The sequence below is a fragment of the Nocardia sp. X0981 genome, from assembly GCF_977089955.1.
The window spans coordinates 3,022,182-3,041,816 of sequence record NZ_OZ372435.1; the positions used below are offsets into that span (position 1 = coordinate 3,022,182).

Annotated in this window: 19 protein-coding genes and 1 pseudogene; 8 read left to right on the top strand and 12 right to left on the bottom strand. The window is 66.7% G+C overall.

Features of this window, described 5'->3' with window-relative positions:
- The first annotated feature begins 43 nt into the window (after positions 1-43).
- Complete coding sequence (locus tag ACYR7D_RS13140; RefSeq protein WP_459549792.1) at positions 44-841, top strand: HAD family hydrolase; 798 nt, start codon at positions 44-46, stop codon at positions 839-841.
- A gap of 24 nt (positions 842-865) precedes the next feature.
- Here ACYR7D_RS13140 and ACYR7D_RS13145 read toward each other — a convergent pair whose 3' ends face one another.
- From ACYR7D_RS13145 to ACYR7D_RS13170, 6 genes are all read right to left on the bottom strand, one after another.
- On the bottom strand, positions 866-1,612 hold the full coding sequence (locus ACYR7D_RS13145) for a sirohydrochlorin chelatase (protein WP_459549793.1): 747 nt from the start codon (positions 1,610-1,612) through the stop codon (positions 866-868).
- Positions 1,612-2,940: a sulfate adenylyltransferase subunit 1 gene (locus tag ACYR7D_RS13150; RefSeq protein ID WP_459549794.1), complete on the bottom strand. Its 1,329-nt coding sequence runs from the start codon at positions 2,938-2,940 to the stop codon at positions 1,612-1,614. The genes ACYR7D_RS13145 and ACYR7D_RS13150 overlap by 1 nt, the downstream gene beginning before the upstream one ends.
- Position 2,941: 1 nt before the next feature.
- Positions 2,942-3,892: a sulfate adenylyltransferase subunit CysD gene (gene cysD / locus ACYR7D_RS13155; protein ID WP_459549795.1), complete on the bottom strand. Its 951-nt coding sequence runs from the start codon at positions 3,890-3,892 to the stop codon at positions 2,942-2,944.
- Complete coding sequence (locus ACYR7D_RS13160; protein ID WP_459549796.1) at positions 3,871-4,635, bottom strand: phosphoadenylyl-sulfate reductase; 765 nt, start codon at positions 4,633-4,635, stop codon at positions 3,871-3,873. Before ACYR7D_RS13160 ends, cysD begins: the two co-directional genes overlap by 22 nt.
- Positions 4,632-6,365, bottom strand: coding sequence for a nitrite/sulfite reductase (locus ACYR7D_RS13165; protein WP_459549797.1), 1,734 nt, complete (start codon positions 6,363-6,365; stop codon positions 4,632-4,634). Before ACYR7D_RS13165 ends, ACYR7D_RS13160 begins: the two co-directional genes overlap by 4 nt.
- A 128-nt stretch (positions 6,366-6,493) precedes the next feature.
- The gene (locus ACYR7D_RS13170; RefSeq protein ID WP_357054283.1) at positions 6,494-6,586 is read right to left on the bottom strand and encodes an Ms4527A family Cys-rich leader peptide; all 93 of its coding nucleotides are present in this window, start codon (positions 6,584-6,586) and stop codon (positions 6,494-6,496) included.
- Positions 6,587-7,387: 801 nt separating this feature from the next.
- Between ACYR7D_RS13170 and ACYR7D_RS13175 the strand changes: the two genes are divergently transcribed.
- A complete protein-coding gene (locus ACYR7D_RS13175) occupies positions 7,388-7,972 on the top strand; it encodes a hypothetical protein (RefSeq protein ID WP_459549798.1) in 585 nt (194 codons plus the stop codon).
- A 142-nt stretch (positions 7,973-8,114) separates the two neighbouring features.
- The gene (locus ACYR7D_RS13180; protein WP_459549799.1) at positions 8,115-8,471 is read left to right on the top strand and encodes a hypothetical protein; all 357 of its coding nucleotides are present in this window, start codon (positions 8,115-8,117) and stop codon (positions 8,469-8,471) included.
- A gap of 188 nt (positions 8,472-8,659) precedes the next feature.
- Here the strand turns inward: ACYR7D_RS13180 and ACYR7D_RS13185 are convergent, their stop codons facing one another.
- Both ACYR7D_RS13185 and ACYR7D_RS13190 read right to left on the bottom strand, forming a co-directional pair.
- Positions 8,660-10,357, bottom strand: coding sequence for a carbamoyltransferase N-terminal domain-containing protein (locus ACYR7D_RS13185; protein ID WP_459549800.1), 1,698 nt, complete (start codon positions 10,355-10,357; stop codon positions 8,660-8,662).
- Positions 10,358-10,512: 155 nt separating this feature from the next.
- A pseudogene (locus ACYR7D_RS13190) lies at positions 10,513-10,888 on the bottom strand (nitrite/sulfite reductase); the annotation flags it as partial.
- 82 nt (positions 10,889-10,970) lie between these two features.
- On the opposite strand from ACYR7D_RS13190, the gene hemW reads away from it, so the two are divergent.
- Positions 10,971-12,179 carry a radical SAM family heme chaperone HemW gene (hemW, locus tag ACYR7D_RS13195; RefSeq protein WP_459549801.1) on the top strand — a complete coding sequence of 403 codons (1,209 nt, stop codon included), beginning with the start codon at positions 10,971-10,973 and terminating at the stop codon, positions 12,177-12,179.
- Positions 12,180-12,256: 77 nt separating this feature from the next.
- On the opposite strand, the gene ACYR7D_RS13200 is transcribed toward hemW, so the two are convergent.
- From ACYR7D_RS13200 to ACYR7D_RS13215, 4 genes are all read right to left on the bottom strand, one after another.
- On the bottom strand, positions 12,257-12,874 hold the full coding sequence (locus ACYR7D_RS13200; protein ID WP_459549802.1) for a hypothetical protein: 618 nt from the start codon (positions 12,872-12,874) through the stop codon (positions 12,257-12,259).
- Positions 12,875-12,959: 85 nt separating this feature from the next.
- Positions 12,960-13,850: a WXG100 family type VII secretion target gene (locus ACYR7D_RS13205; RefSeq protein ID WP_459549803.1), complete on the bottom strand. Its 891-nt coding sequence runs from the start codon at positions 13,848-13,850 to the stop codon at positions 12,960-12,962.
- Entirely contained in the window at positions 13,851-14,195 is a 345-nt protein-coding gene (locus ACYR7D_RS13210; protein WP_459549804.1) for a type VII secretion target, read from the bottom strand.
- Between the two features lie 4 nt (positions 14,196-14,199).
- Positions 14,200-14,793: a YbaB/EbfC family nucleoid-associated protein gene (locus ACYR7D_RS13215; RefSeq protein WP_459549805.1), complete on the bottom strand. Its 594-nt coding sequence runs from the start codon at positions 14,791-14,793 to the stop codon at positions 14,200-14,202.
- Positions 14,794-15,004: 211 nt separating this feature from the next.
- Here ACYR7D_RS13215 and hrcA point away from each other — a divergent pair, with 211 nt between their 5' ends.
- The 4 genes from hrcA (at position 15,005) to ACYR7D_RS13235 (ending at position 19,631) form a co-directional block, all read left to right on the top strand.
- The gene (gene hrcA, locus ACYR7D_RS13220; protein ID WP_459549806.1) at positions 15,005-16,036 is read left to right on the top strand and encodes a heat-inducible transcriptional repressor HrcA; all 1,032 of its coding nucleotides are present in this window, start codon (positions 15,005-15,007) and stop codon (positions 16,034-16,036) included.
- A 414-nt stretch (positions 16,037-16,450) separates the two neighbouring features.
- The gene (dnaJ, locus tag ACYR7D_RS13225) at positions 16,451-17,611 is read left to right on the top strand and encodes a molecular chaperone DnaJ (RefSeq protein ID WP_459549807.1); all 1,161 of its coding nucleotides are present in this window, start codon (positions 16,451-16,453) and stop codon (positions 17,609-17,611) included.
- A 4-nt stretch (positions 17,612-17,615) separates the two neighbouring features.
- Positions 17,616-18,356: a 16S rRNA (uracil(1498)-N(3))-methyltransferase gene (locus tag ACYR7D_RS13230; protein ID WP_459549808.1), complete on the top strand. Its 741-nt coding sequence runs from the start codon at positions 17,616-17,618 to the stop codon at positions 18,354-18,356.
- A gap of 192 nt (positions 18,357-18,548) precedes the next feature.
- Entirely contained in the window at positions 18,549-19,631 is a 1,083-nt protein-coding gene (locus ACYR7D_RS13235; protein ID WP_459550142.1) for a PhoH family protein, read from the top strand.
- Positions 19,632-19,635: the final 4 nt, after the last annotated feature.

Genomic DNA, 19,635 nt, shown 5'->3' on the forward strand with positions numbered 1-19,635 from the left:
GAAATCGGTGCCGCCGCTGTGCGATACGGGTCAGAATCGGAGTATGGACGTGGACGGGGGCCCACCGCGGCTGATCGCGCTGGACGTGGACGGAACGCTGTTGAAAACCGGTGCGCCGGTGAGCGAGAGGGTACTCACCGCGGTGCGGGCCGCGGTCGCGCACGGCTCCCACATCGTGGTGAGCACCGGGCGAACGGTGGTGAGCACCCGGCCGGTGCTGGCGGAACTCGGACTCGTTCGGGGACATGCCATCTGCTCGAACGGGGCGGTGCATATCGATATCGAGCAGACCCTGCCGCTGACCGTGCACTATTTCGACCCCGCGCCCGCGGTCACCGCGCTGCGAAAAGTTTTCCCGGAGATGATTTTCACGGCGGAGCGGGTGGGCGAGGGGGTCTGGGCCAGCGGAATGAGTCCGGGGGAGTACTACGGTGGCGGCGAATACGTGGTGGTCGATGACCACACCCTGGGCAGCGAGCCGACCCCGCGGCTCAATTGCTGGTGGCCCGAAGGGTCCGCCGCCGAATTGCGCCGCCTGTTCGAGCGGCTGTCGATACCGGATATCAGCTGGGTCTACGGCGAATTCGGCCCCTGGCTCACCATCTCCCGGCACGGCGTCTCCAAGGGCTGGGCCCTGGAGAACCTGCGCGGTCTCCTCGGGATCCCGCGCGCCGCCACACTGGCGATCGGCGACGGGTTCAACGACCGGGAGATGTTCGCCTGGGCCGGGCATTCGGTGGCTATGGCCAATGCCCCGGTCGAATTACACGACCTGGTCGACGAAGTGACCGACGATGTCACCGCCGACGGAGTGGCGGCCGTCCTGGAGCGCTGGTTCTGAGCGCGCTGTGCGAACCGCGCGGTATCAGGCCGACAGCGGCAGAGCGCGTGCGCGGGCCGCGTCGTAGCGGTTCCAGATCACCTCGGCCAGCGCCGGATCCGGGCCCAGTACCGCGGCGTGCGGAAGCGACGGATCTTGTGCGCGCAGGCGATCGGTGAGCAGACCCGGAGCCAGGAACCAGGGGGCTACCAGCACATGTTCGGCTCCGCGGGCACGCAGGCGGCTCACCGCCCGCGGCAGTGAGGGTTCGGCGGCGGCGAAACACACCTCCGTGAGACTGCCGGTGCGGTCCGCGAACCGGCGGGCCAGCCGCGCCGTCTCCCGGTTCGCGGCCGCCGAAGACGAGCCGACCGCCGCCAGCGCGATACCGATCCGCTCGGCTGCCACGGACCAGCCCTGCTCGGCACAAACGGAACGGACCCGTTCGTGCAGCAGGGAGATCAGCGCGGGATCGGCGCCGAACACATCGGCCTGGACCGTCCGGAGCCGCGGCTGCCGGGTACCGGCTTCGGTCAGCAGCGCGGGCAGGTCGACCCGGGCGTGGAAGGCGCTGCCGAGCAGCAGCGGAACCACCACGGCACGGTCTTCCCCGGCCGCGGCGACCGAATCCAGCACCTGCCCCACCGACGGGGCGTTCAAGTCGAGAAAGGCTGTCCGCGCCGGAATACCGGGGCGGGCGGCCCGGACCAGCTCCATGAGCGCGGTGACGGTGGCGGCCGACCGGGGGTCCCGGCTGCCGTGGGCCACCGCGACCAGCGTGGGCTCCGGCATCAAGCCTCGGTTCCGACCTCGACCGCGGTGAGCACATCCCCCACCAGACCCGCCGCGAGGGTGTTCCCGCCGGCCGGGTCGATCAGCAGGAAGCTACCGGTATGCCGATTGACGCGGTAGTCGTCGGCCGCGATCGGTTCGGCGACCCGCACCGAGATACGGCCGATATCGTTGAGCTCGAGCGTTTCGGGTGCGGGCTCGGCGGCCAGCCGTTGTTCGTCGAACCGTTCGGTGAGCGCGCCGACGATGGCCTGGGTGGTACGGGTCCCGTGCTTGAGCAGCAGCCGGGCCCCGGGGCGCAGGGGTTTGTCACCGAGCCAGCAGACGGTGGCGTCGAAGGTGTCGACCGGCTCCGGCGCGTCATCCGGGGAGGCGAGGGTATCGCCCCGGGAGATGTCGACGTCGTCGGTGAGGATCAGCGTGACACTGCGTCCGGCCTGGGCGACAGCGAGTTCGCCGTCGGGGGTATCGATACGCTCCACGGTGGTGCGGATGCCGGAGGGCAGCACCACCACCTCGTCGCCGGGCGCCACCGACCCCGCCGCGATCTGCCCCGCGTATCCGCGGTAGTCGGGGTATTCGGGGGTGCGCGGACGGATCACGTACTGCACCGGGAAGCGCAGGCCCACCGCGTGTTCGCCGGAATTGTCGGCGTCCACCGGTACCGATTCGAGATGCTCGATCAGCGAAGGGCCGCTGTAGTAGGGGGTCTTATCCGAGCGGGTGGCGATATTGTCGCCGTGCAGCGCGGAGACCGGGATCTCCAGCACGTCCTCGTCCGACCAGCCGAGCGTGCGGGTGAGCTGGGAGAATTCCGCCGAGATCTCGGCGAACACCTTGCCGGCCGCGGCCTGCTGGGCCGCTTCGCTGGGTTCGTCCCCGCCGATGAGGTCGATCTTGTTCACGGCCAGCACCAGTTTCGGCACACCCAGCAGTGCCAGGACCGCGGCGTGCCGGCGGGTCTGCTCGATCACGCCCTTGCGGGCGTCCACCAGCAGGATCACCAGCTGCGCCGTCGACGCGCCGGAGACCGTATTGCGGGTGTACTGCACGTGACCCGGCGTATCGGCGAGTACGAACGACCGCCGCGGGGTCGCGAAATACCGGTAGGCGACATCGATGGTGATGCCCTGCTCGCGTTCGGCGCGCAGGCCGTCCACCAGCAGCGAGAGGTCGGGGGTGGACAGGCCCCTGTCCACCGATGCCCGGGTCACCGCGTCGATCTGGTCGGCGAGTACGGACTTGGTGTCGTAGAGCAGACGTCCGACCAGGGTGGACTTGCCGTCGTCGACAGAACCGGCGGTGGCCAGCCTCAGTAGGTCGGACATATCAGAAATATCCCTCTCGTTTGCGGTCTTCCATGGCGGCTTCGGAGACCCGGTCGTCGCCACGGGTCGCACCGCGTTCGGTCAGCCGGGAGGCGGCGACCTCGGCCAGGATGGCCTCGTTGTCGGCGGCGTCGGACAGGATGGCCCCGGTGGTGGATCCGTCGCCGACGGTGCGGTACCGCACCGACCGGGTTTCCAGGACCTCACCGTCGCGGGGGCCGCCCCATACTCCGGGAGTCATCCACATCCCGTCGCGCTGGTACACCGGCCGCTGATGCGCGTAGTAGATGGTGGCCAGTTCCACGTTCTCCCGCGCGATGTAGCGCCAGATGTCCAGCTCGGTCCAGTTCGACAACGGGAACACCCGGACGTGTTCGCCCGGTGCGTGCCGGCCGTTGTACAGGTTCCACAGTTCGGGCCGCTGCCGTTTGGGATCCCACTGGCCGAAGGCATTGCGCAGCGAGAAGATCCGCTCCTTGGCGCGGGACCGTTCCTCGTCGCGGCGGCCACCGCCGAAGACGGCGTCGAACCGGTTCTCGGTGATCGCGTCCAGCAGCGGCACCGTTTGCAGCGGGTTGCGGATACCGTCCGGGCGCTCGGTGAGCCGGCCGTCGGCCAGGTAGTCCTCCACGCTCGCCACATGCAGTCGCAGGCCGTACTTGTCGACCACCTTGTCGCGGAACTCCAGCACCTCGGGCAGATTGTGCCCGGTGTCCACATGCAGCAGTGCGAACGGCAGCGGCGCCGGCCAGAACGCTTTCAGCGCCAGATGCAGCAGGACGGTGGAGTCCTTACCGCCGGAGAACAGGATCACCGGCCGTTCGAACTCCCCCGCGACCTCGCGGAAGATATGGATGGCTTCCGATTCCAGCGCGGCCAGGGTGTCGAAGTCCGAGAGGCCGACAGAGCGTTCGGTGGTGAATACGTCGGTCATGATGCGTGCAACCCACATTCGGTCTTGGCGAGCCCGGCCCAGCGGCCGCTTCGCGGATCGGAACCCGGCTCCGGCTTCCGTGTGCACGGAGCGCAGCCGATGGACGGATATCCCTCCTCCACCAGGGGATTGACGAGAATCGAATGCTTTTCGATGTAGGCCTGCATCTCGTCGTCGGACCAGGGTGCGATCGGGTTGATCTTCACCAGCCCGAAGCCCTCGTCGAAGGAGATGAGCGGGGCGTTCGCGCGGGTGGGGGCCTCCACCCGGCGGATACCGGTGACCCACGCGTTGTAGGGAGCCAGCGAACCGCGCAGCGGCACCACCTTGCGCAGGCGGCAGCATTCGTTCGCGTCCCGGGCGAACAGATCCTTGCCCAGCAGCGCGTCCTGTTCGGCGACGGTCTGTTCCGGGCGGGCGTTCACCACGTTCACCCCGTACACCGCTTCCACGGCGTCGCGGGTGCCGATGGTTTCGGCGAAGTGGTAGCCGGTATCGAGGAACAGCACGTCCACGCCGGGCCGGACCTGGGCGGCCAGCTGTACCAGCACCCCGTCCTGCATATTCGACGCGACGATATAGCCGCTACCGAAGGTTTCGTCGGTCCAGCGCAGCAGTTCCTCGGCCGAGGCGTCCGGTCCGAGTTCGGCCGCGCCGCGTTCGGCCAGGGCACGCAATTCGTCGGCACCCAGTTTGGCGGGCAGCTGTTTCTGCTCGGTTGTCACTATCGGTTCTCCCGTCGTCACGCTCGCGGGTTTCATCGCAGATCGGCTTCCTCGGCGCGAACGGCCCACTGCGCGAACCGTTCGCCACCTTCGCGGTGTTTGACGAAATTGCGGACCACGCGCTCGATGTAGTCACCGAGTTCGGCGCTGGTCACCTTGTGCTGGCGCAGTTTGCGCCCGAAATTGCTGTCGAGGCCGAGGCTGCCACCCAGATGAACCTGGTAGCCCTCGACCTGATTCCCGGTGCCGTCGTCCACCAGCTGGCCCTTGAACCCGATATCGGCGATCTGCGACCGACCGCAGGAGTTGGGGCAGCCGTTGATATTGATGGTGATCGGCACATCGAGCTGGGCGTTGATATCGGCCAGCCGCTGTTCCAGCTCCGGCGCCAGTACCTGCGAGCGCCGGCGGGTCTCGACGAAGGACAATTTGCAGAATTCGATCCCGCTGCAGGCCAGGAGATTGCGCCGCCATACCGAGGGACGTGCCTGTAGACCCAGCGGTTCCAGGTCGGCGATGAGCTGTTCGACCGCTTCGTCTGCGACATCGAGAACGATGAGCTTCTGGTACGGGGTGAACCGGGCCCGATCCGACCCGGCGCGCTCCATGGCGTCGGCGACCTTGCTGAGTACCGTGCCCGAAACCCGTCCGGCGATGGGGGAGAAACCGACCGCGTTGAGCCCGTTGCGCAACCGCTGCACGCCGATATGGTCGATCGGGCGGCTGGGTTTGTCCGGTGCCGGACCATCGATCAGCTTCCGCTTCAGGTACTCGTCCTCGAGGACCTGCCGGAACTTCTCGATACCCCAGTCCTTGATCAGGAACTTCAGCCGGGCCTTGGTGCGCAGCCGGCGGTAGCCGTAATCGCGGAACAACGCGACCACGGCCTCCCATACGTCGGGTACCTCGTCGATCGGGACCCACGCGCCGACCCGCTGGGCCAGCATCGGGTTGGTCGACAGCCCGCCGCCGACCCACAGGTCCAGGCCCGGGCCGTGCTCGGGATGGTTCACACCGATGAACGCGACATCGTTGATCTCGTGCACCACGTCCTGCTGGCCGGAGATCGCGGTCTTGAACTTGCGCGGCAGGTTGGAGTATTCCTTCTTGCCGATATAGCGGCGCACGATCTCCTCGATCGCGGGCGTGGGATCGATGATCTCGTTCAGGGATTCCCCGGCCAGCGGAGAACCGAGCAGCCCGCGGGGGCAGTCACCGCACGCCTCGGTGGTGTGCAGGCCGACGGCTTCGAGCCGGCGCCAGATCTCCGGAACGTTCTCGATCTCGATCCAGTGGTACTGGAGGTTCTCGCGGTCGGACAGGTCGGCGGTGTCGCGGGCGAACTCGGTGGAGATGCCACCCAGGGTGCGCAGCCGGTCGACGTTCAGCGCGCCGCCGTCGGTGCGTACCCGCATCATGAAGTACTTCGCTTCGAGCAGGTCGGCGTTCTCATCGCCGGTCCAGGTGCCGTCATACCCCTGTTCACGCTGAGTGTAGAGGCCCCACCAGCGGAAACGGCCGCGCAGATCGCCCTTGTCGATACTGTCGAAACCGTTCTTCGAGTAGATGTTCTCGATCCGGGTGCGGACGTTGAGCGGGTTGTCGTCCTTCTTGGACTGCTCGTTCGGGTTCAGCGGCTCGCGGTAACCGAGCGCCCACTGGCCCTCGGCGCGACGGCGGACCGGTTTGCCGGTGCGGGCGCGAGTGGGGCGCGCGGGGCGGGCCTCGGACTTCGCGGTGGGATCGGCGTCGGTGCTCGACGTCATGAAATGGCTCCTGCGTGTGGTCGTACATCCGGGCTGAAGGCGCGAGGTACTCCGCTCGCGCCCGCGGTGTCAGCGGGCCGAAATCCTCGAGAGGGAATCGCCGGAAATCCGGGATGGGCGCGGCTGAGCTACCGGGCGGAACCGGGCAGACAACAGGCGCTGCAGACGCGCTTGTAGTCGACGTGGCGACGTGCCACAAGTCGTACTCCCGATGCGCGCATGCGGTCTATTGTGCCATGCCCGAGCGCGCCTTCGATGGGCCCTACCAGTATTTCCCGTGAACAAGCGGGAAATCCCCAGGTGCCGCGAGGTTATTTGTGACGCCTGTCATATTTTCCGGAGGAAAGGTTCGCGGACGGTGTCGCCGTGCTCGACCCCGACCCCCTCGAGGCCGCGCGATCGGCGCCGTGACCACGGAAACGATCGGATCCGCACACCGGCCCGCCGATCTCGCCACCGAGACCGCCGCACTCCACGGCATCGTGGCGGCCGTCGCCCGCGCCCCTGGGCGCCTTCGACGGCGAAGGCACCCCGATGTACGTGGTGACCACGGAGGACGGTCCCCGGATGCCGGCGGGGAACCGGAGCACCCCGATCGTCGAGGACCGATCCGGGGCCGTTCACACTGCGTTATGTCGACCGTGTGGCCCAGGGTGGGCTACCGGCCGCGGCCTGGGAGGGCCTCACCGCCGCCGACCGCTATCTCGAACGCGCGTCATGCGCGCCCTGCGCTTGCGCACCGGTCTGCCGCTGGCCGATCTCGATGCGGACGGCGGGGCCGCGGCGCAGCGTATCGCCGCGGCCGGGTTGGTCACGATCGGGAAGAGCGGCTGGTCCTCACCGATAGCGGGCGGCTGCTGGCCGACGCTGTGGTCCGGGAGCTGGTCGGCTGAGCGGGTTCTGCGGTGTCATCGCACGAGCTGGATGAGGGTGACGCCGTGTTCTCCATCTCATAGTGGGCAGATTCCCATCGGTGAGAACGGGGTGTGTAGATATGTGCGGATAGCCCGTAAATTCGTGAGATGCGAATCGTCCCTGCGCTTCTCGGCGCTGCTCTGCTGACCCTGCCGGCCTCCGCCGCCGCGGGGGCGCAGCCGCTGCAGTCTCCGCTGCCTTCCGGGTCGGCATTGGTGCAGCCCGCGTGGGAACTGCCCGAAGACACCGCCGCTGCGGTACAAGAGGCCGGGTTGTCGTTGTCGGCGACGATCATGACGACATTCCACTACCATGCCCATCTCGATGTCATCGTGTACGGCCAGCCGGTGACGGTCCCCGCCCTCATCGGCATCGATGACGAACGAAAAATGGGTTCGCCGCTGCATACGCACGACGAGACCGGCATCATACATATCGAGTCGGGGGAGGATATTCCTTTCACGCTGGGTCAGTTCTTCACCGAGTGGGGGAAGCCGCTCACCTCTGATCGGGTCGGGCCGATTCGGTTGACCCCGTTCGAGGCGGTTCATCTCTACGTCAACGGTGTGCGGTTCCCCGGCGATCCCGCATCGTACCGATTCGCTCCCTATGACCAGATCGCACTTGTCGTCGGGACGGTATGGATGGATCCGGCCGTTCCCGCCCGTTACGAATTTCCGGAGGGCCTGTGAGTGACTGATCTTCAAAATGCTTGTGCTGCTGCAACTTTCGCTTGACAGGTGCCTCCGGTGGGACCAAAATATAAGTGCTCCAGCGTTTCTGGAGCCCTGTTGGCCGACATGGTGAGTTCTGAAGAAATCGAGGAACCAGGCTATGACGAGCATTGCATCTGAGACGTTGGAAACGGATGTTCCGTCAGCGGAATTCGATACGACACACCTCGCGGAAAATCTTCGCTGGGGTCACCTGTTCTGGCCGGGATCCACGGCGCTGACCGAGGAACAGATCAGCGACCGAATCGCTCGCTACCAGCGTTCGCTGGAGCGCTACCGGGCGAGCGGTATGAAGGGTAACTACCTTCCCGATGATCTCGAAGTTGACTCGGCTTGGCATGCACATCAATGTGACCCGGTCGGGTACGCGGAGTTCTGCACACGCTACTTCGGTGGAATTCTTGCGCATAACGTGACGCTTTGCGTCTGCCAGCTCGTCGACCTCGACAAGAAGTAGGAGTCGGGACAGGCCCGAGGCGTTCCTGGACGATCGGTCGCTTTCGACCGTGGATGAGCAATGAAAGGAGGTCTCGTGGACGCGCTGTTGAATATGGTTGCCGCGCTGTTCGCGCCGGCAGGTGTGAACGTCCCACCGATCCCGTCGGTTCTCTGCTGATACCGGCAGCAGTGTAGCCGGAATTTCGGCTACACTGCTATCGGCCGCGTATTCGTGTAGAGATATCCGGCCGACCAGATGTACTGAGCACCGCCCCATCGTGCGGCGGAGGCGACATCGGGAAAGAATCCTCGACCTTCGAAATTTGCGCTGGTATTGCACAGGACCGGTATACCGCTGAGATCTTCGTAGGCCGCGAGAATTGGATACGTGGAACTATCGGACGACTCGTCGATGGTTTGTAGCCGAGCGGTGCCGTCGAGATGCATCACGGCAGGAATCCGGCCGGCCCATTCGGGACGAATATCGTGCTCGAAAAGCATATACGGGTCGCTGCCTCCCGGCTGGAACACCTCTGATGCCCGCGCGGCGAGGCAAACAGGGGCCACCGGCCGATAGTCGGCGCGGTTCTTGATGCCGTTGAGCCTGGCTTTCATCGCAATATCGGTCGCGGGGGCCAGAATGCTGCGATTGCCGAGGGCGCGCGGCCCGAGCTCAGCCCGTCCGGACAGCACCACGACAGGTTCGCCGGTGCTGAAAAGCACATGGGCGACTCCCTTTTCGTCGCATAGCTGTTTGCGCCAGCCGGTCGGAATATCGCCGATACTCGCCCGAGGCCCGGAGTACACATCCCACCGCAATGCCGGGCCGAGTCCGGTTCGGAACATTTCGCAACACGCGGTGCCGAGGGCGGCGCCCGAATCGTTCGGGAAAGGTGGGATCCATAGCTCTTCGACGATGGACCGCTTCCGCAGCAGCGAATTCCACTTGATATTCAAGGCACACCCGCCGGTCAGTACCAGGTTCGCCGGCAATCCGGGGGTCCGGCGTATCAGAGTTGCGAGTCCCTCCGCCAGCCGCTCGCCCAGATATGCCTGAAAGGTGGCAATGAGGTCGGCATCGGTCAGCCCTCGGAACGCCTCGGCTCGAATCTGTGCGATATGTGTCCCGACCGAGCGGGCTGCGTGCTGGGAGGCCTCCGGTAACCCCGCCATGATCCTGTCGAGCACCGGAAACGCCGACTCTTCTGGAGTGCCCAGACCCGCGTACGCCATTGCCTTACCGGGAATCGCCAGATGCTGTCGCAAAATCTCATCTCGTGAAAGTCCCTCGATATCGGGGACGAACGGTCCGAAATTGGAACAGAAATAGGTGAAGCTGTTACCCACAATCGGCAGCGCCGTGGCTACCGGCCGCACAGTACGGGTCGTAGCCATGACGTGGTAGACACGGGCAACCGTTCCTCCATCCCAAACCACTACGAGCGCGTCTTCTCCGCGCGTAGCGAACGGACTTGTGCAATAGCCGCCCAGGATGTGTTGATCGATATGGTGGTAACTCGTATATCCGCCTGCGGCGGAACCGAAATCGTGATCATCGAAGTGGTAGCGAGTGCCCGGCTCGGTAACTCCCGGGCGATCCTGATAAGGCGCTACACGAAGCTTTATCGGGTGGCCACCGGATAAAGTCGGAATAAACGAAGGTTCCGCCGAGTCGACATTCGGCACCGAGGAGTCCGCGAACCATCCGTCGACCACGAACCGGTCGATATCGGAAGGCTCGAGCCCTTCACTGCGGAGGATTTCGGTGACAATATCGAGATTGCCGAGCGTGCTGTATCGGGGATTGTTGTTCAGTTTCTCGAATTCGATGCCGAACACCAATCGATCACCGTCGACGACCGCGATTCCGCCATCGTGTGACACCTTGATCCCGCAGATCACCATGCAGAGCGACTGTACCGGGCGCTGGATGCCTCTCCACTAATGAGAAGCCTTGTTGCCGAAGAGTTTTCGACAAGCGAATCGTGCGATGTCCCGCTGGCGGGTCACTCGAGGAGCGCATGGTACAGGCGCTGTCCACCCCGAAACACCGTCAGCGCGCCGATGAACGCGACGTCGTTGATCTCGTGCACCACGTCCTGCTGACCGGAGATCGCGGTCTCGAACTTGCGCGGCAGGTTGGAGTACATCCTTCTTGCCGATATAGCGGCGCACGATCTCCTCGACCGCGGGAGAGGTGTCGAGAACCTCGTCGAGTGACTCACCGGCCAGCGGCGATCCGAGCACCACTCGGGGGCAGTCGCCGCAGGCCTCGGCGGTCTGCAGGCCCACACTCTCGACCCGGCGCCAGATCTCGGGAACGTTTTCGGTCTCTATCCAGTGGTACAGGAGGTTCTCGCGGTCGAAGAGGTCGGCGGTATCGCGGGCGAACTCGGTGGAGATACCGCCGAGAGTTCGCAGCTGCGCGACATCGAGCACGGCCGGGCGCAGAATGCCGACGGCCTGCCGGAACACCCCCATCGTCGAGGATCGAGCCGGGGCCGGTCACACTGGAGGAGTGAGTTCCACTGCCACCGCCGCCCCGCACACCGAAGCCACCGCTCCGGTCCTGCGTGATTTCGGTGGGGGACCGTTCGGCATCTACGTCCACGTACCGTTCTGCGCCACCCGCTGCGGATACTGCGATTTCAACACCTACACCGCCGGTGAGCTGGGCAGCTCGGCTTCACCCGAATCATGGGCGGAGGCGTTACGCCGCGAACTGGCGACGGCGGCCCGGCGGTTCGCGGCGCTGCCCAGCGCGACACCCGAGGTGGCCACGGTGTTCGTCGGCGGCGGCACGCCCTCGCTGCTCGGCGGCGACGGGCTGGCCGGGGTGCTCGACGCGGTCCGCGCGGAGTTCACCCTGGCCGCCGATGCCGAGATCACCACGGAATCGAACCCGGAATCGACCTCCCCGGCTTTCTTCGAGCAGATTCGGGCGGCCGGATTCACCCGGGTCTCACTCGGTATGCAATCCGCGGCCTCGCATGTACTCGCCGTGCTGGATCGCCGGCACACCCCGGGCCGGGCGGTAGCCGCGGCGCGGGAAGCCCGCGCCGCGGGGTTCGAGCACGTCAACCTGGACCTGATCTACGGAACGCCCGGCGAAACCGACGCCGACCTGGCCGCGAGCCTGGACGCGGTGCTGGACGCCGAGGTGGATCACGTCTCCGCGTACTCGCTCATCGTCGAGGACGGTACCGCGCTGGCCCGGCGGGTCCGGCGTGGCGAACTGCCCGCCCCCGACGACGATGTGCTCGCCGCGCGTTACGAGCGGATCGACGCGCGGCTCGAGGCCGCCGGGCTCACCTGGTACGAGGTATCGAACTGGGCGGCCGGGGACGCGGCGCGCTGCCGCCACAACCTCGGCTACTGGGACGGTGGCGACTGGCTCGGCGCCGGACCGGGTGCACACAGCCATCTCGGGGGAGTGCGCTGGTGGAATGTTAAGCATCCGGCGCGTTACGCCGACCGTGTCGCGCACGGCGGATTACCCGCCGCGGACTGGGAGAACCTCACCGCCGCCGACCGCTACCTCGAGCGTGTCATGCTCGCCCTGCGGCTGCGCACCGGCCTGCCGCTCGCCGATCTCGACGCGGACGGTAACGCGGCGGCCCGGCGCATCGCCGCGGACGGGCTGGTCGAGATCGTGGGTGACCGGCTGACCCTCACCGACCGCGGGCGGTTGCTGGCCGACGGTGTGGTCCGGGATCTGGTCGGCTGAGCGCGGGTGCCCTGATCCGGTGGTCCCCGCCGCACCTGGATCCGGTCCCACCGCGACTGCTCACAATATCGCGCGGGTCACTCGAAGAGCGCGTAGTAGAGGCACAGTCCGGCGAGGACCAGCATCAGCGTGCTGAACAGCGCCGCAAATACCCGGTAAGCGCGGTATCCCGGGAAATGCTCCCGCGGCTGGGGCCCGAGGGCGCCGCGCAGAATCGTTGTCAGCGGCGGCTGATAACAGACGGTCGTGCAATGGCCGGCACGGACCGGGATCATCGCGTCCGCGAATCCGAAGTCCATGGCCGGTACCGAGGTGGGTATGGCCCGCCACTCCGCGATCCAGTGCGGGATGGTCCCGACCCGCACATGGTGCACACCGGGAGGCACTGGCACATGTGTCGTTCCCCATGCGGCGTCCGGGACCCGCCGGCCGTTGACCACGATCCTGGGTGCGGCCAGCCAGCGGTAGATCAACGGCGGAAACGACCAGGTGTAGTACCTCGCGTCTACGAGGATTCCGGTGGGGCCGGGCTCCGGTATGTACTCCGGCATGGGCGAGTCCGGACTCGCCTCGTAGGGCAGGATGAAATCGGCGGGCAGCATCGTGCCCCGATACGGCTGCCCGGGCGTCACCGGGCGTACCGGGGGCGGCTCCGGGGTGGCGTTCGGCGCCCGGTGCGGGTGTTGTGGTTGCACTGTCTTCCTGTGTTCGCTCATGGGAAAGGGGCAGCTGTCGGCCGAACGACGCCGTGTAGATCTCCGGGGTGCGGATTTCCTGCGGTCAGGCAGGTGCCGGGGCTTCTTCGGAGCCGGTGATCTCCTCGAGGATTGCCGCGAGAGCGTGCCGTACCGGGGTCATGTCCTTGAGGGCCAGACCGAGTTTGGTGATCAGGACCGAGACCCGGACCGATTCCGCGGTGATCCGGTTGGCTGCCGCGAAGGCCACCACCGGCGCCGCGGTGCCCAGCGACAAACCCAGTTCGATGGTCCAGCCGATCAATGCGCCGGCCAACGCCACCAGGATGTCCTGCACCATGGTGCGCACCGCGTCGACGATCTTCTGGGCTTTCTCCGTCATCGTGGCCAGGCAGGCAGCCGCGGCGCCGGCCGCTTCGATACGGTCGATGGCGGTCGCGGCGTAATTGCGGTAAGCGGTCGCGGTTTCGCCGGACCACGAGGTGATCTCCTGCTCGACGGCTGTCTTCCAAGCCGCGCCGATCGCCGTCAACTCTTTCGCGATTTCGGTCCATGTATCCGCATACGCCTCGACCATCTCCGGGTTGCCCGCCAAAGCGTCGAAGCATCGCCGCAGGTACTCGACATGCTCCAGCATCCACCCGGCGATCTGGCTGCCGACGAATCCGAACGGATCGGTGCAGGCCCCCCATGCGGTGAGTCCGACATCTGCCAGACCGAAGGCGGAGCTGAGGTAGTCCTCTTTCCGGAAATCCGACACCATTTTCCACGTGTCGAACGCGAGCGTGCCCTCCAGCACCCCCCACGGCCCGTCCTCGCCGTGGAGGCCGACATTGGAGAAGGTGAACAGCGTCTCCTGAAAATACTGCTCGCGGAAGTTCGTGCCCTCGGCGATCAACGGGTTGCCCTCGGGGGCGGCCTCGTCGCCGAACCCCGGGAGGGTCTCGTTGAGCCAATCGCCTACTTGATTCGCCATTTACAGTCCCCCCGCGGCTCCGTCGACGGTTGTCTGCAGGCCCTCCAGCGCTTTCGAGATCGCGCCGTCGGCATCCTCGAACGAATCAGCGTCGGCGGCGAGCATACCGGGCACGGCGCCCACCTTGTCGGTGAGATTGCTGATAGCGGTCAAGGTGGAGGCGTGATTGTCGGCGATCAACCACTCCACGAGAGGTTTCGGAATCAACCCGTAGCCGTCGTCGGCCGCGCTGATGTAGTTCGCCGCTTGCAGCACGGTTCCGAGTCGTGTGGCGATTCGCCCGATCGAGGTGGCGTGCGTGCGCAGAGCTTCGGGATCTACGTGCACGGGAAGCGGATTCGTCATCGCCTCACACCAGCCACGAAGCGCGACGGTAGTACTCGCCCTCTTCGTCATCGACATCGGGGACGAGCGAGGACGGCGTCGGCAGCGGCTCCGGCGGTGCCGCGGGACGCGATGGTGCCGAGGCCTCGGGCGGCGCGGGTGGCCGCGGTGCCGGCGCTTGCGGCGGAGCGGATTGCTGCGACCGAACGGGATCAGGCGCCGTCGAGGGAGCGGGGGAGGCCGGCACAGGGGCATCCGGGGCCGCGTAACGGTCCTCGTATTGCTTGATGATGTTCGCGCCGATCGGATCGTCGCCCACTACCTCGCGCACCGTCGCGGTGATATCGCGTACCAGGGTTTCGCGCGCGTGGCCCAGGCATTGCATCAACTCCGCCGACAGCGCTGCCGGGCTCTTCCGCCGGATGGCATCGGTGAACCGGATATCGGTCGGCACGCCGTTCGCGTCGATGGCCACGGTTATGCTCTGGTCGCTGGAGGTAGTGGTCACCGCCAGCTGTGTCATCCGTACCTGGAGAGATTGGAAGCGCTCGCTCTTCTGCCGCATCTGCTCGGCCCATCGGGCGAGGTCGGCCGCAGTGCGCCCCGGATCGTCGGTCATCTGATATTCCCCCCTTGTGCAGCCGGCTGTGCTTTTGTGTATCTCGTTTGTGGGCCCAGACGCTATCATGCGCGCCACGGCCGGCGCCCGAGGAAACAGGCGGTCGCATTTACACTGGGTGAGGAACCCGGTGGAACGCGAGCCGGGTTCATAGGCAGCGGTGCGCCGGGCACACCACATCGGCGCACAGCGAAGGTAGGAGGTGGGGTCGATGTCGAGCACCGAGGATCGGCGCTTCGAGGTCCTGCGGGCGATCGTCGCCGACTATGTCGCCACCAAGGAACCGATCGGTTCGAAGACCCTGGTGGAGCGGCACAATCTGGGTGTTTCCAGCGCCACGGTCCGCAACGATATGGCCGTGCTGGAGGCCGAGGGCTACATCGCCCAGCCGCACACCAGTTCCGGGCGTATCCCCACCGACAAGGGCTACCGGCAGTTCGTGGACCGGATCGCGGAAGTGAAACCGCTGTCGGCGGCCGAGCGCAAGGCGATCATGCAGTTCCTCGAATCCGGGGTGGACCTCGACGATGTGCTGCGGCGGGGAGTGCGGCTACTGGCCCAGCTGACCCGTCAGGTCGCCGTCGTGCAATACCCCACGGTCTCCGCATCCACCGTGCGCCACCTCGAGGTGGTCGCTCTCAATCCGGCCCGGTTGCTGCTGGTGGTGATCACCGACACCGGACGTGTCGACCAGCGCATCGTGGAGTTGGGCACCGTCGTCGACGACGAGGATCTGGCCGCGCTGCGCGGCATGCTCGGGGCCGCCATGGACGGTAAACGACTGGCCGCGGCCTCCGCCGCGATCGCCGAACTCCCCGAGCAGGCGCCGCCGCAGCTGCGCGATGTGCTGATCAAGGTGTCGACCGTGCTGGTCGAAACCCTGGTCGAACATCCCGAGGAGCGACTGGTGCTCGGTGGTACCGCCAACCTCACCCGCAATGCGGGCGATTTCGGGCTGCACGGGTCGCTGCGCACCGTACTGGAGGCGCTCGAGGAGCAGGTCGTGGTCCTCAAACTGCTGGCCGCGGCCCAGCAGCCGGGCACGGTGACCGTGCGGATCGGCGAGGAAACGCAGGTCGAGGAGATGCGCGGCACTTCGATGGTCAGTACCGGCTACGGCTCGGCGGGGGCTGTGCTCGGCGGGATGGGAGTCCTCGGACCCACCCGGATGGACTACCCCGGCACCATCGCCTCGGTCGCGGCCGTCGCCCGCTATATCGGCGAAGTTCTCGCCGAGCGCTGAGCCGCAACGTCCGGACGGTCCGCAACGCACCGGAATTCCCGGTGCCGAACCGATTGCGGCGGGTCGGTATCGTAATCGATCAGGGGCTGTGTTTCCCCAGGAAGACGCACACCGCCGGGGCAGAGTTCGGCCACGCGGCGGAGGTCGGCGCCCGTACCGCGGTTCGTCCGGCGAAGCGCATCCGCCGCAGGCGCGAGTCTCGGTGGCCGAACCTCGGGGGTCTCGGAGGCCCTGACCCGCGCCGCCGCGGAACAGTAGAGCCCCTCCGCTGTTAGGCTCGTAGTTCCGGCCGGATAAAGTTGAGTCGACCCGACTAACGTTACGGACGGGGCGGCTACCACCAAAACAGGAGCCACGTGGCCGGCCGCGCGAAGCCGGAGCCGTGGACAGCGACCAAGGACTAAGAGAACTCAAGTGGCACGGGACTACTACGGACTGCTCGGTGTCGGCAGGGACGCCTCCGACCAAGAGCTCAAACGCGCGTACCGCAAACTGGCTCGCGAACTGCATCCCGACGTGAACCCGGACGAGGCGGCGCAGGCCAGGTTCAAAGAGGTCTCCGCGGCGTACGAGGTGCTGTCGGATCCGGAGAAACGCCGGATCGTCGATATGGGCGGCGATCCCCTGGACGGCGGCGGTGCCGGCGCGGGCGGTTTCAGCGGTGCCGGTTTCGGCGGCCTCGGGGATGTGTTCGAGGCGTTCTTCGGTGGGATGAGCGGTGGTGCGACCGGTGGGGGCCGCAAGGCCCGGGGCCGGGTCCAGCCGGGCGCCGATTCCCTGGTGCGCACCCGCTTGAGCCTGGCCGAATGCGCGGTCGGGGTGACCAAACACCTCACCGTCGATACCGCGATCCTCTGCGATCTCTGCAAAGGCGCGGGCACCAACGGCAATTCCAAACCGGTGCGTTGCGAGACCTGCGGTGGCGCCGGTGAGGTCCAGTCGGTGCAGCGTTCCTTCCTGGGTCAGGTCCTCACCTCGCGCCCCTGCCCCACCTGCCGGGGTGCCGGGGAGACCATTCCCGACCCCTGCCACAAGTGCGGTGGTGACGGGCGGGTACGCGCGCGCCGGGAGATCGCCGCGCCGATCCCGGCGGGGGTGGCCAACGGTATGCGGGTGCGCTTGGCGGCGCAGGGCGAGGTGGGGCCGGGTGGCGGCCATGCCGGCGACCTGTACGTGGAGATCGTGGAACAGCCGCACGACGTCTTCGTCCGCGACGGTGACGACCTGCACTGCACCGTCCGGGTGCCCATGGTCGACGCCGCGCTCGGTACCACCGTGGTGATCGACACCATCATGGACGGGCCCACCGAGCTCACGATTCCCGCGGGCACTCAGCCCGGCGAGATATCGGTACTGCGCGGGCACGGTATGCCGCGGTTGCGGTCCAGCGCCCGAGGCGATCTGATGGCCCATCTGGATATCGTGATCCCCACCAAACTGGACGGGAAGCAGAGCGATCTGCTGCGCAAGTACAAGGGTCTGCGCGCCAAGGACAAGGCCGAGGTGATGTCGGCGCAGTCCGAGCACAACAGCGGCCTGTTCGCCCGGTTGCGCGCGTCCTTCAGCGGACGCTGAGGCGATGGCCGCCACGGTCTTCTATCTGGACGAGGTTCCCGAGCCCGGTCGGGTCGCCGTACTGGACGGCCCGGAGGGCCGGCACGCGGCGACGGTGCGCCGTATCCGGACCGGGGAGCCGATCACCCTTTCCGACGGCCGGGGTCTGGTCGCCGAGAGCGAGGTCGTGGCCGCGCACCGGCATCAGCTGGAACTGCTGGTCCACGACCGCCGCCGGGCCGCGCCCGCCGCGCCTGCGGTGACCGTGGTCCAGGCACTCCCGAAATCCGACCGCTCGGAGTTGGCGGTGGAGTTGATGACCGAGGCCGGCGCGGATGTGATCGTGCCGTGGCAGGCGGCGCGCTGCGTCGCCAACTGGGAGGCCAAAGCGGACAAGGGCGTGGCGAAATGGCGCCAGACGGCCCGGGGTGCGTCCCGCCAGTCACGGCGGGCCTATATCCCCGAGGTCACCGCGCTGCATCGCACACCGCAGATCGTGGACGCCGTGCGCACGGCGAAGGCGCAGGGTGCGGTGGTGGCCGCCCTGCACGAATCGGGTACCGCGTCTTTCACCGAGTTGCCGTGGCGCTCGGCCCAGGCCGTGACCTTGATCGTCGGTCCGGAGGGCGGTCTCGACGAGGCGGAGCTCACGGTGCTGGCCGGTGCCGGGGCCGAGGTGGTCCGGTTGGGGCCGACGGTGCTGCGTACCTCCACCGCGGCCGCGGTGGCTCTCGGGGCCCTGGGCGCGCTCACTTCGCGCTGGTGACCTCCGGGTGAATTCGCGGTCGCCGCTGTGCGCCGGTTCACCGCCGGGCGGAATTCCGGTGGGCCGTGTCGGCGCCGGGAGTTAGACTCTGGTCAGCGACAGCGTTCGCTCCCAGATCGAATCAGCGCGCACCATCGCAGCTGCCGAGACCGGAAAGCAGGCCATAGCCACTACGTGCGAACACAAGGCGATATCGGCGATCAGAACCCGTCCGCAACCGAGAACGATGTCTCGGCGTCCGCGGCACGCACCGTCCGCTCCAGTATCGAACTCGCTCCCGAGTCGGTATTCCCCTTCCTCGGGTCGGCCGATGAGAACCTCCGCGAACTGGAAGACCTGCTGACCGCCGATATCCATGTCCGCGGCAATATGGTCACCCTCACCGGTGGGGCCGCCGAGGTGGCGCTGGCCGAGCGGGTCGTCGAGCAGTTGGTCGCGCTCACCGGCCGTAACCGGGTGATCACCCCCGAGGCGGTCCGGCACACCGTGTCCATGCTCACCGAGGGCAGTGCCGAATCCCCGGCCGAGGTGCTCAGCCTGGATATCCTGTCCCGGCGCGGTAAGACGATCCGGCCGAAGACGCTGAACCAGAAGCGCTATGTCGACGCGATCGACGGGAACACGATCGTATTCGGGATCGGCCCGGCCGGTACGGGTAAGACCTATCTGGCCATGGCCAAGGCCGTGCAGGCATTGCAGACCAAGCAGGTCAATCGAATAATCCTCACCCGGCCGGCGGTCGAGGCGGGGGAGCGGCTCGGTTTCCTGCCCGGCACCCTGAACGAGAAGATCGACCCGTATCTGCGCCCGCTCTACGACGCCCTGCACGACATGATGGATCCGGAGGCCATTCCCAAGCTGATGGCGGCCGGGGTGATCGAGGTCGCGCCCCTGGCGTATATGCGCGGTAGAACGATCAATGATTCGTTCATCATTCTGGACGAGGCGCAGAACACCACCGCCGAGCAGATGAAGATGTTCCTGACCAGGCTGGGATTCGGGTCGAAGATCGTGGTGACCGGTGATGTCACCCAGGTGGATCTGCCGCACGGGTCCCGGTCGGGGTTGCGGGCGGCCAGTGAGATCCTGACCGAGATCGAGGATATCCATTTCGCTCAGCTCACCAGCAGCGATGTGGTGCGGCACCGACTGGTGTCGGACATCGTGGACGCCTACGAGAAGTTCGAGGCGGAAACACGCCCGGCGGTCGGGCCGCCGCATATGGCGGGGAATCGGGCGCAGCGGCGGGCCGCGGGTCGTACCGCGCGCCGGTAGCGCG

Bases quoted from the DNA above. Each gene is read 5' to 3' on its own strand.
- ACYR7D_RS13140 (WP_459549792.1), top strand. From the start codon at position 44: ATGGACGTGGACGGGGGCCCACCGCGGCTGATCGCGCTGGACGTGGAC.
- ACYR7D_RS13145 (WP_459549793.1), bottom strand. From the start codon at position 1,612: ATGCCGGAGCCCACGCTGGTCGCGGTGGCCCACGGCAGCCGGGACCCC.
- ACYR7D_RS13150 (WP_459549794.1), bottom strand. From the start codon at position 2,940: ATGTCCGACCTACTGAGGCTGGCCACCGCCGGTTCTGTCGACGACGGC.
- cysD (WP_459549795.1), bottom strand. From the start codon at position 3,892: ATGTGGGTTGCACGCATCATGACCGACGTATTCACCACCGAACGCTCT.
- ACYR7D_RS13160 (WP_459549796.1), bottom strand. From the start codon at position 4,635: ATGAAACCCGCGAGCGTGACGACGGGAGAACCGATAGTGACAACCGAG.
- ACYR7D_RS13165 (WP_459549797.1), bottom strand. From the start codon at position 6,365: ATGACGTCGAGCACCGACGCCGATCCCACCGCGAAGTCCGAGGCCCGC.
- ACYR7D_RS13170 (WP_357054283.1), bottom strand. From the start codon at position 6,586: ATGCGCGCATCGGGAGTACGACTTGTGGCACGTCGCCACGTCGACTAC.
- ACYR7D_RS13175 (WP_459549798.1), top strand. From the start codon at position 7,388: ATGCGAATCGTCCCTGCGCTTCTCGGCGCTGCTCTGCTGACCCTGCCG.
- ACYR7D_RS13180 (WP_459549799.1), top strand. From the start codon at position 8,115: ATGACGAGCATTGCATCTGAGACGTTGGAAACGGATGTTCCGTCAGCG.
- ACYR7D_RS13185 (WP_459549800.1), bottom strand. From the start codon at position 10,357: ATGGTGATCTGCGGGATCAAGGTGTCACACGATGGCGGAATCGCGGTC.
- ACYR7D_RS13205 (WP_459549803.1), bottom strand. From the start codon at position 13,850: ATGGCGAATCAAGTAGGCGATTGGCTCAACGAGACCCTCCCGGGGTTC.
- ACYR7D_RS13210 (WP_459549804.1), bottom strand. From the start codon at position 14,195: ATGACGAATCCGCTTCCCGTGCACGTAGATCCCGAAGCTCTGCGCACG.
- ACYR7D_RS13215 (WP_459549805.1), bottom strand. From the start codon at position 14,793: ATGACCGACGATCCGGGGCGCACTGCGGCCGACCTCGCCCGATGGGCC.
- hrcA (WP_459549806.1), top strand. From the start codon at position 15,005: ATGTCGAGCACCGAGGATCGGCGCTTCGAGGTCCTGCGGGCGATCGTC.
- ACYR7D_RS13230 (WP_459549808.1), top strand. From the start codon at position 17,616: ATGGCCGCCACGGTCTTCTATCTGGACGAGGTTCCCGAGCCCGGTCGG.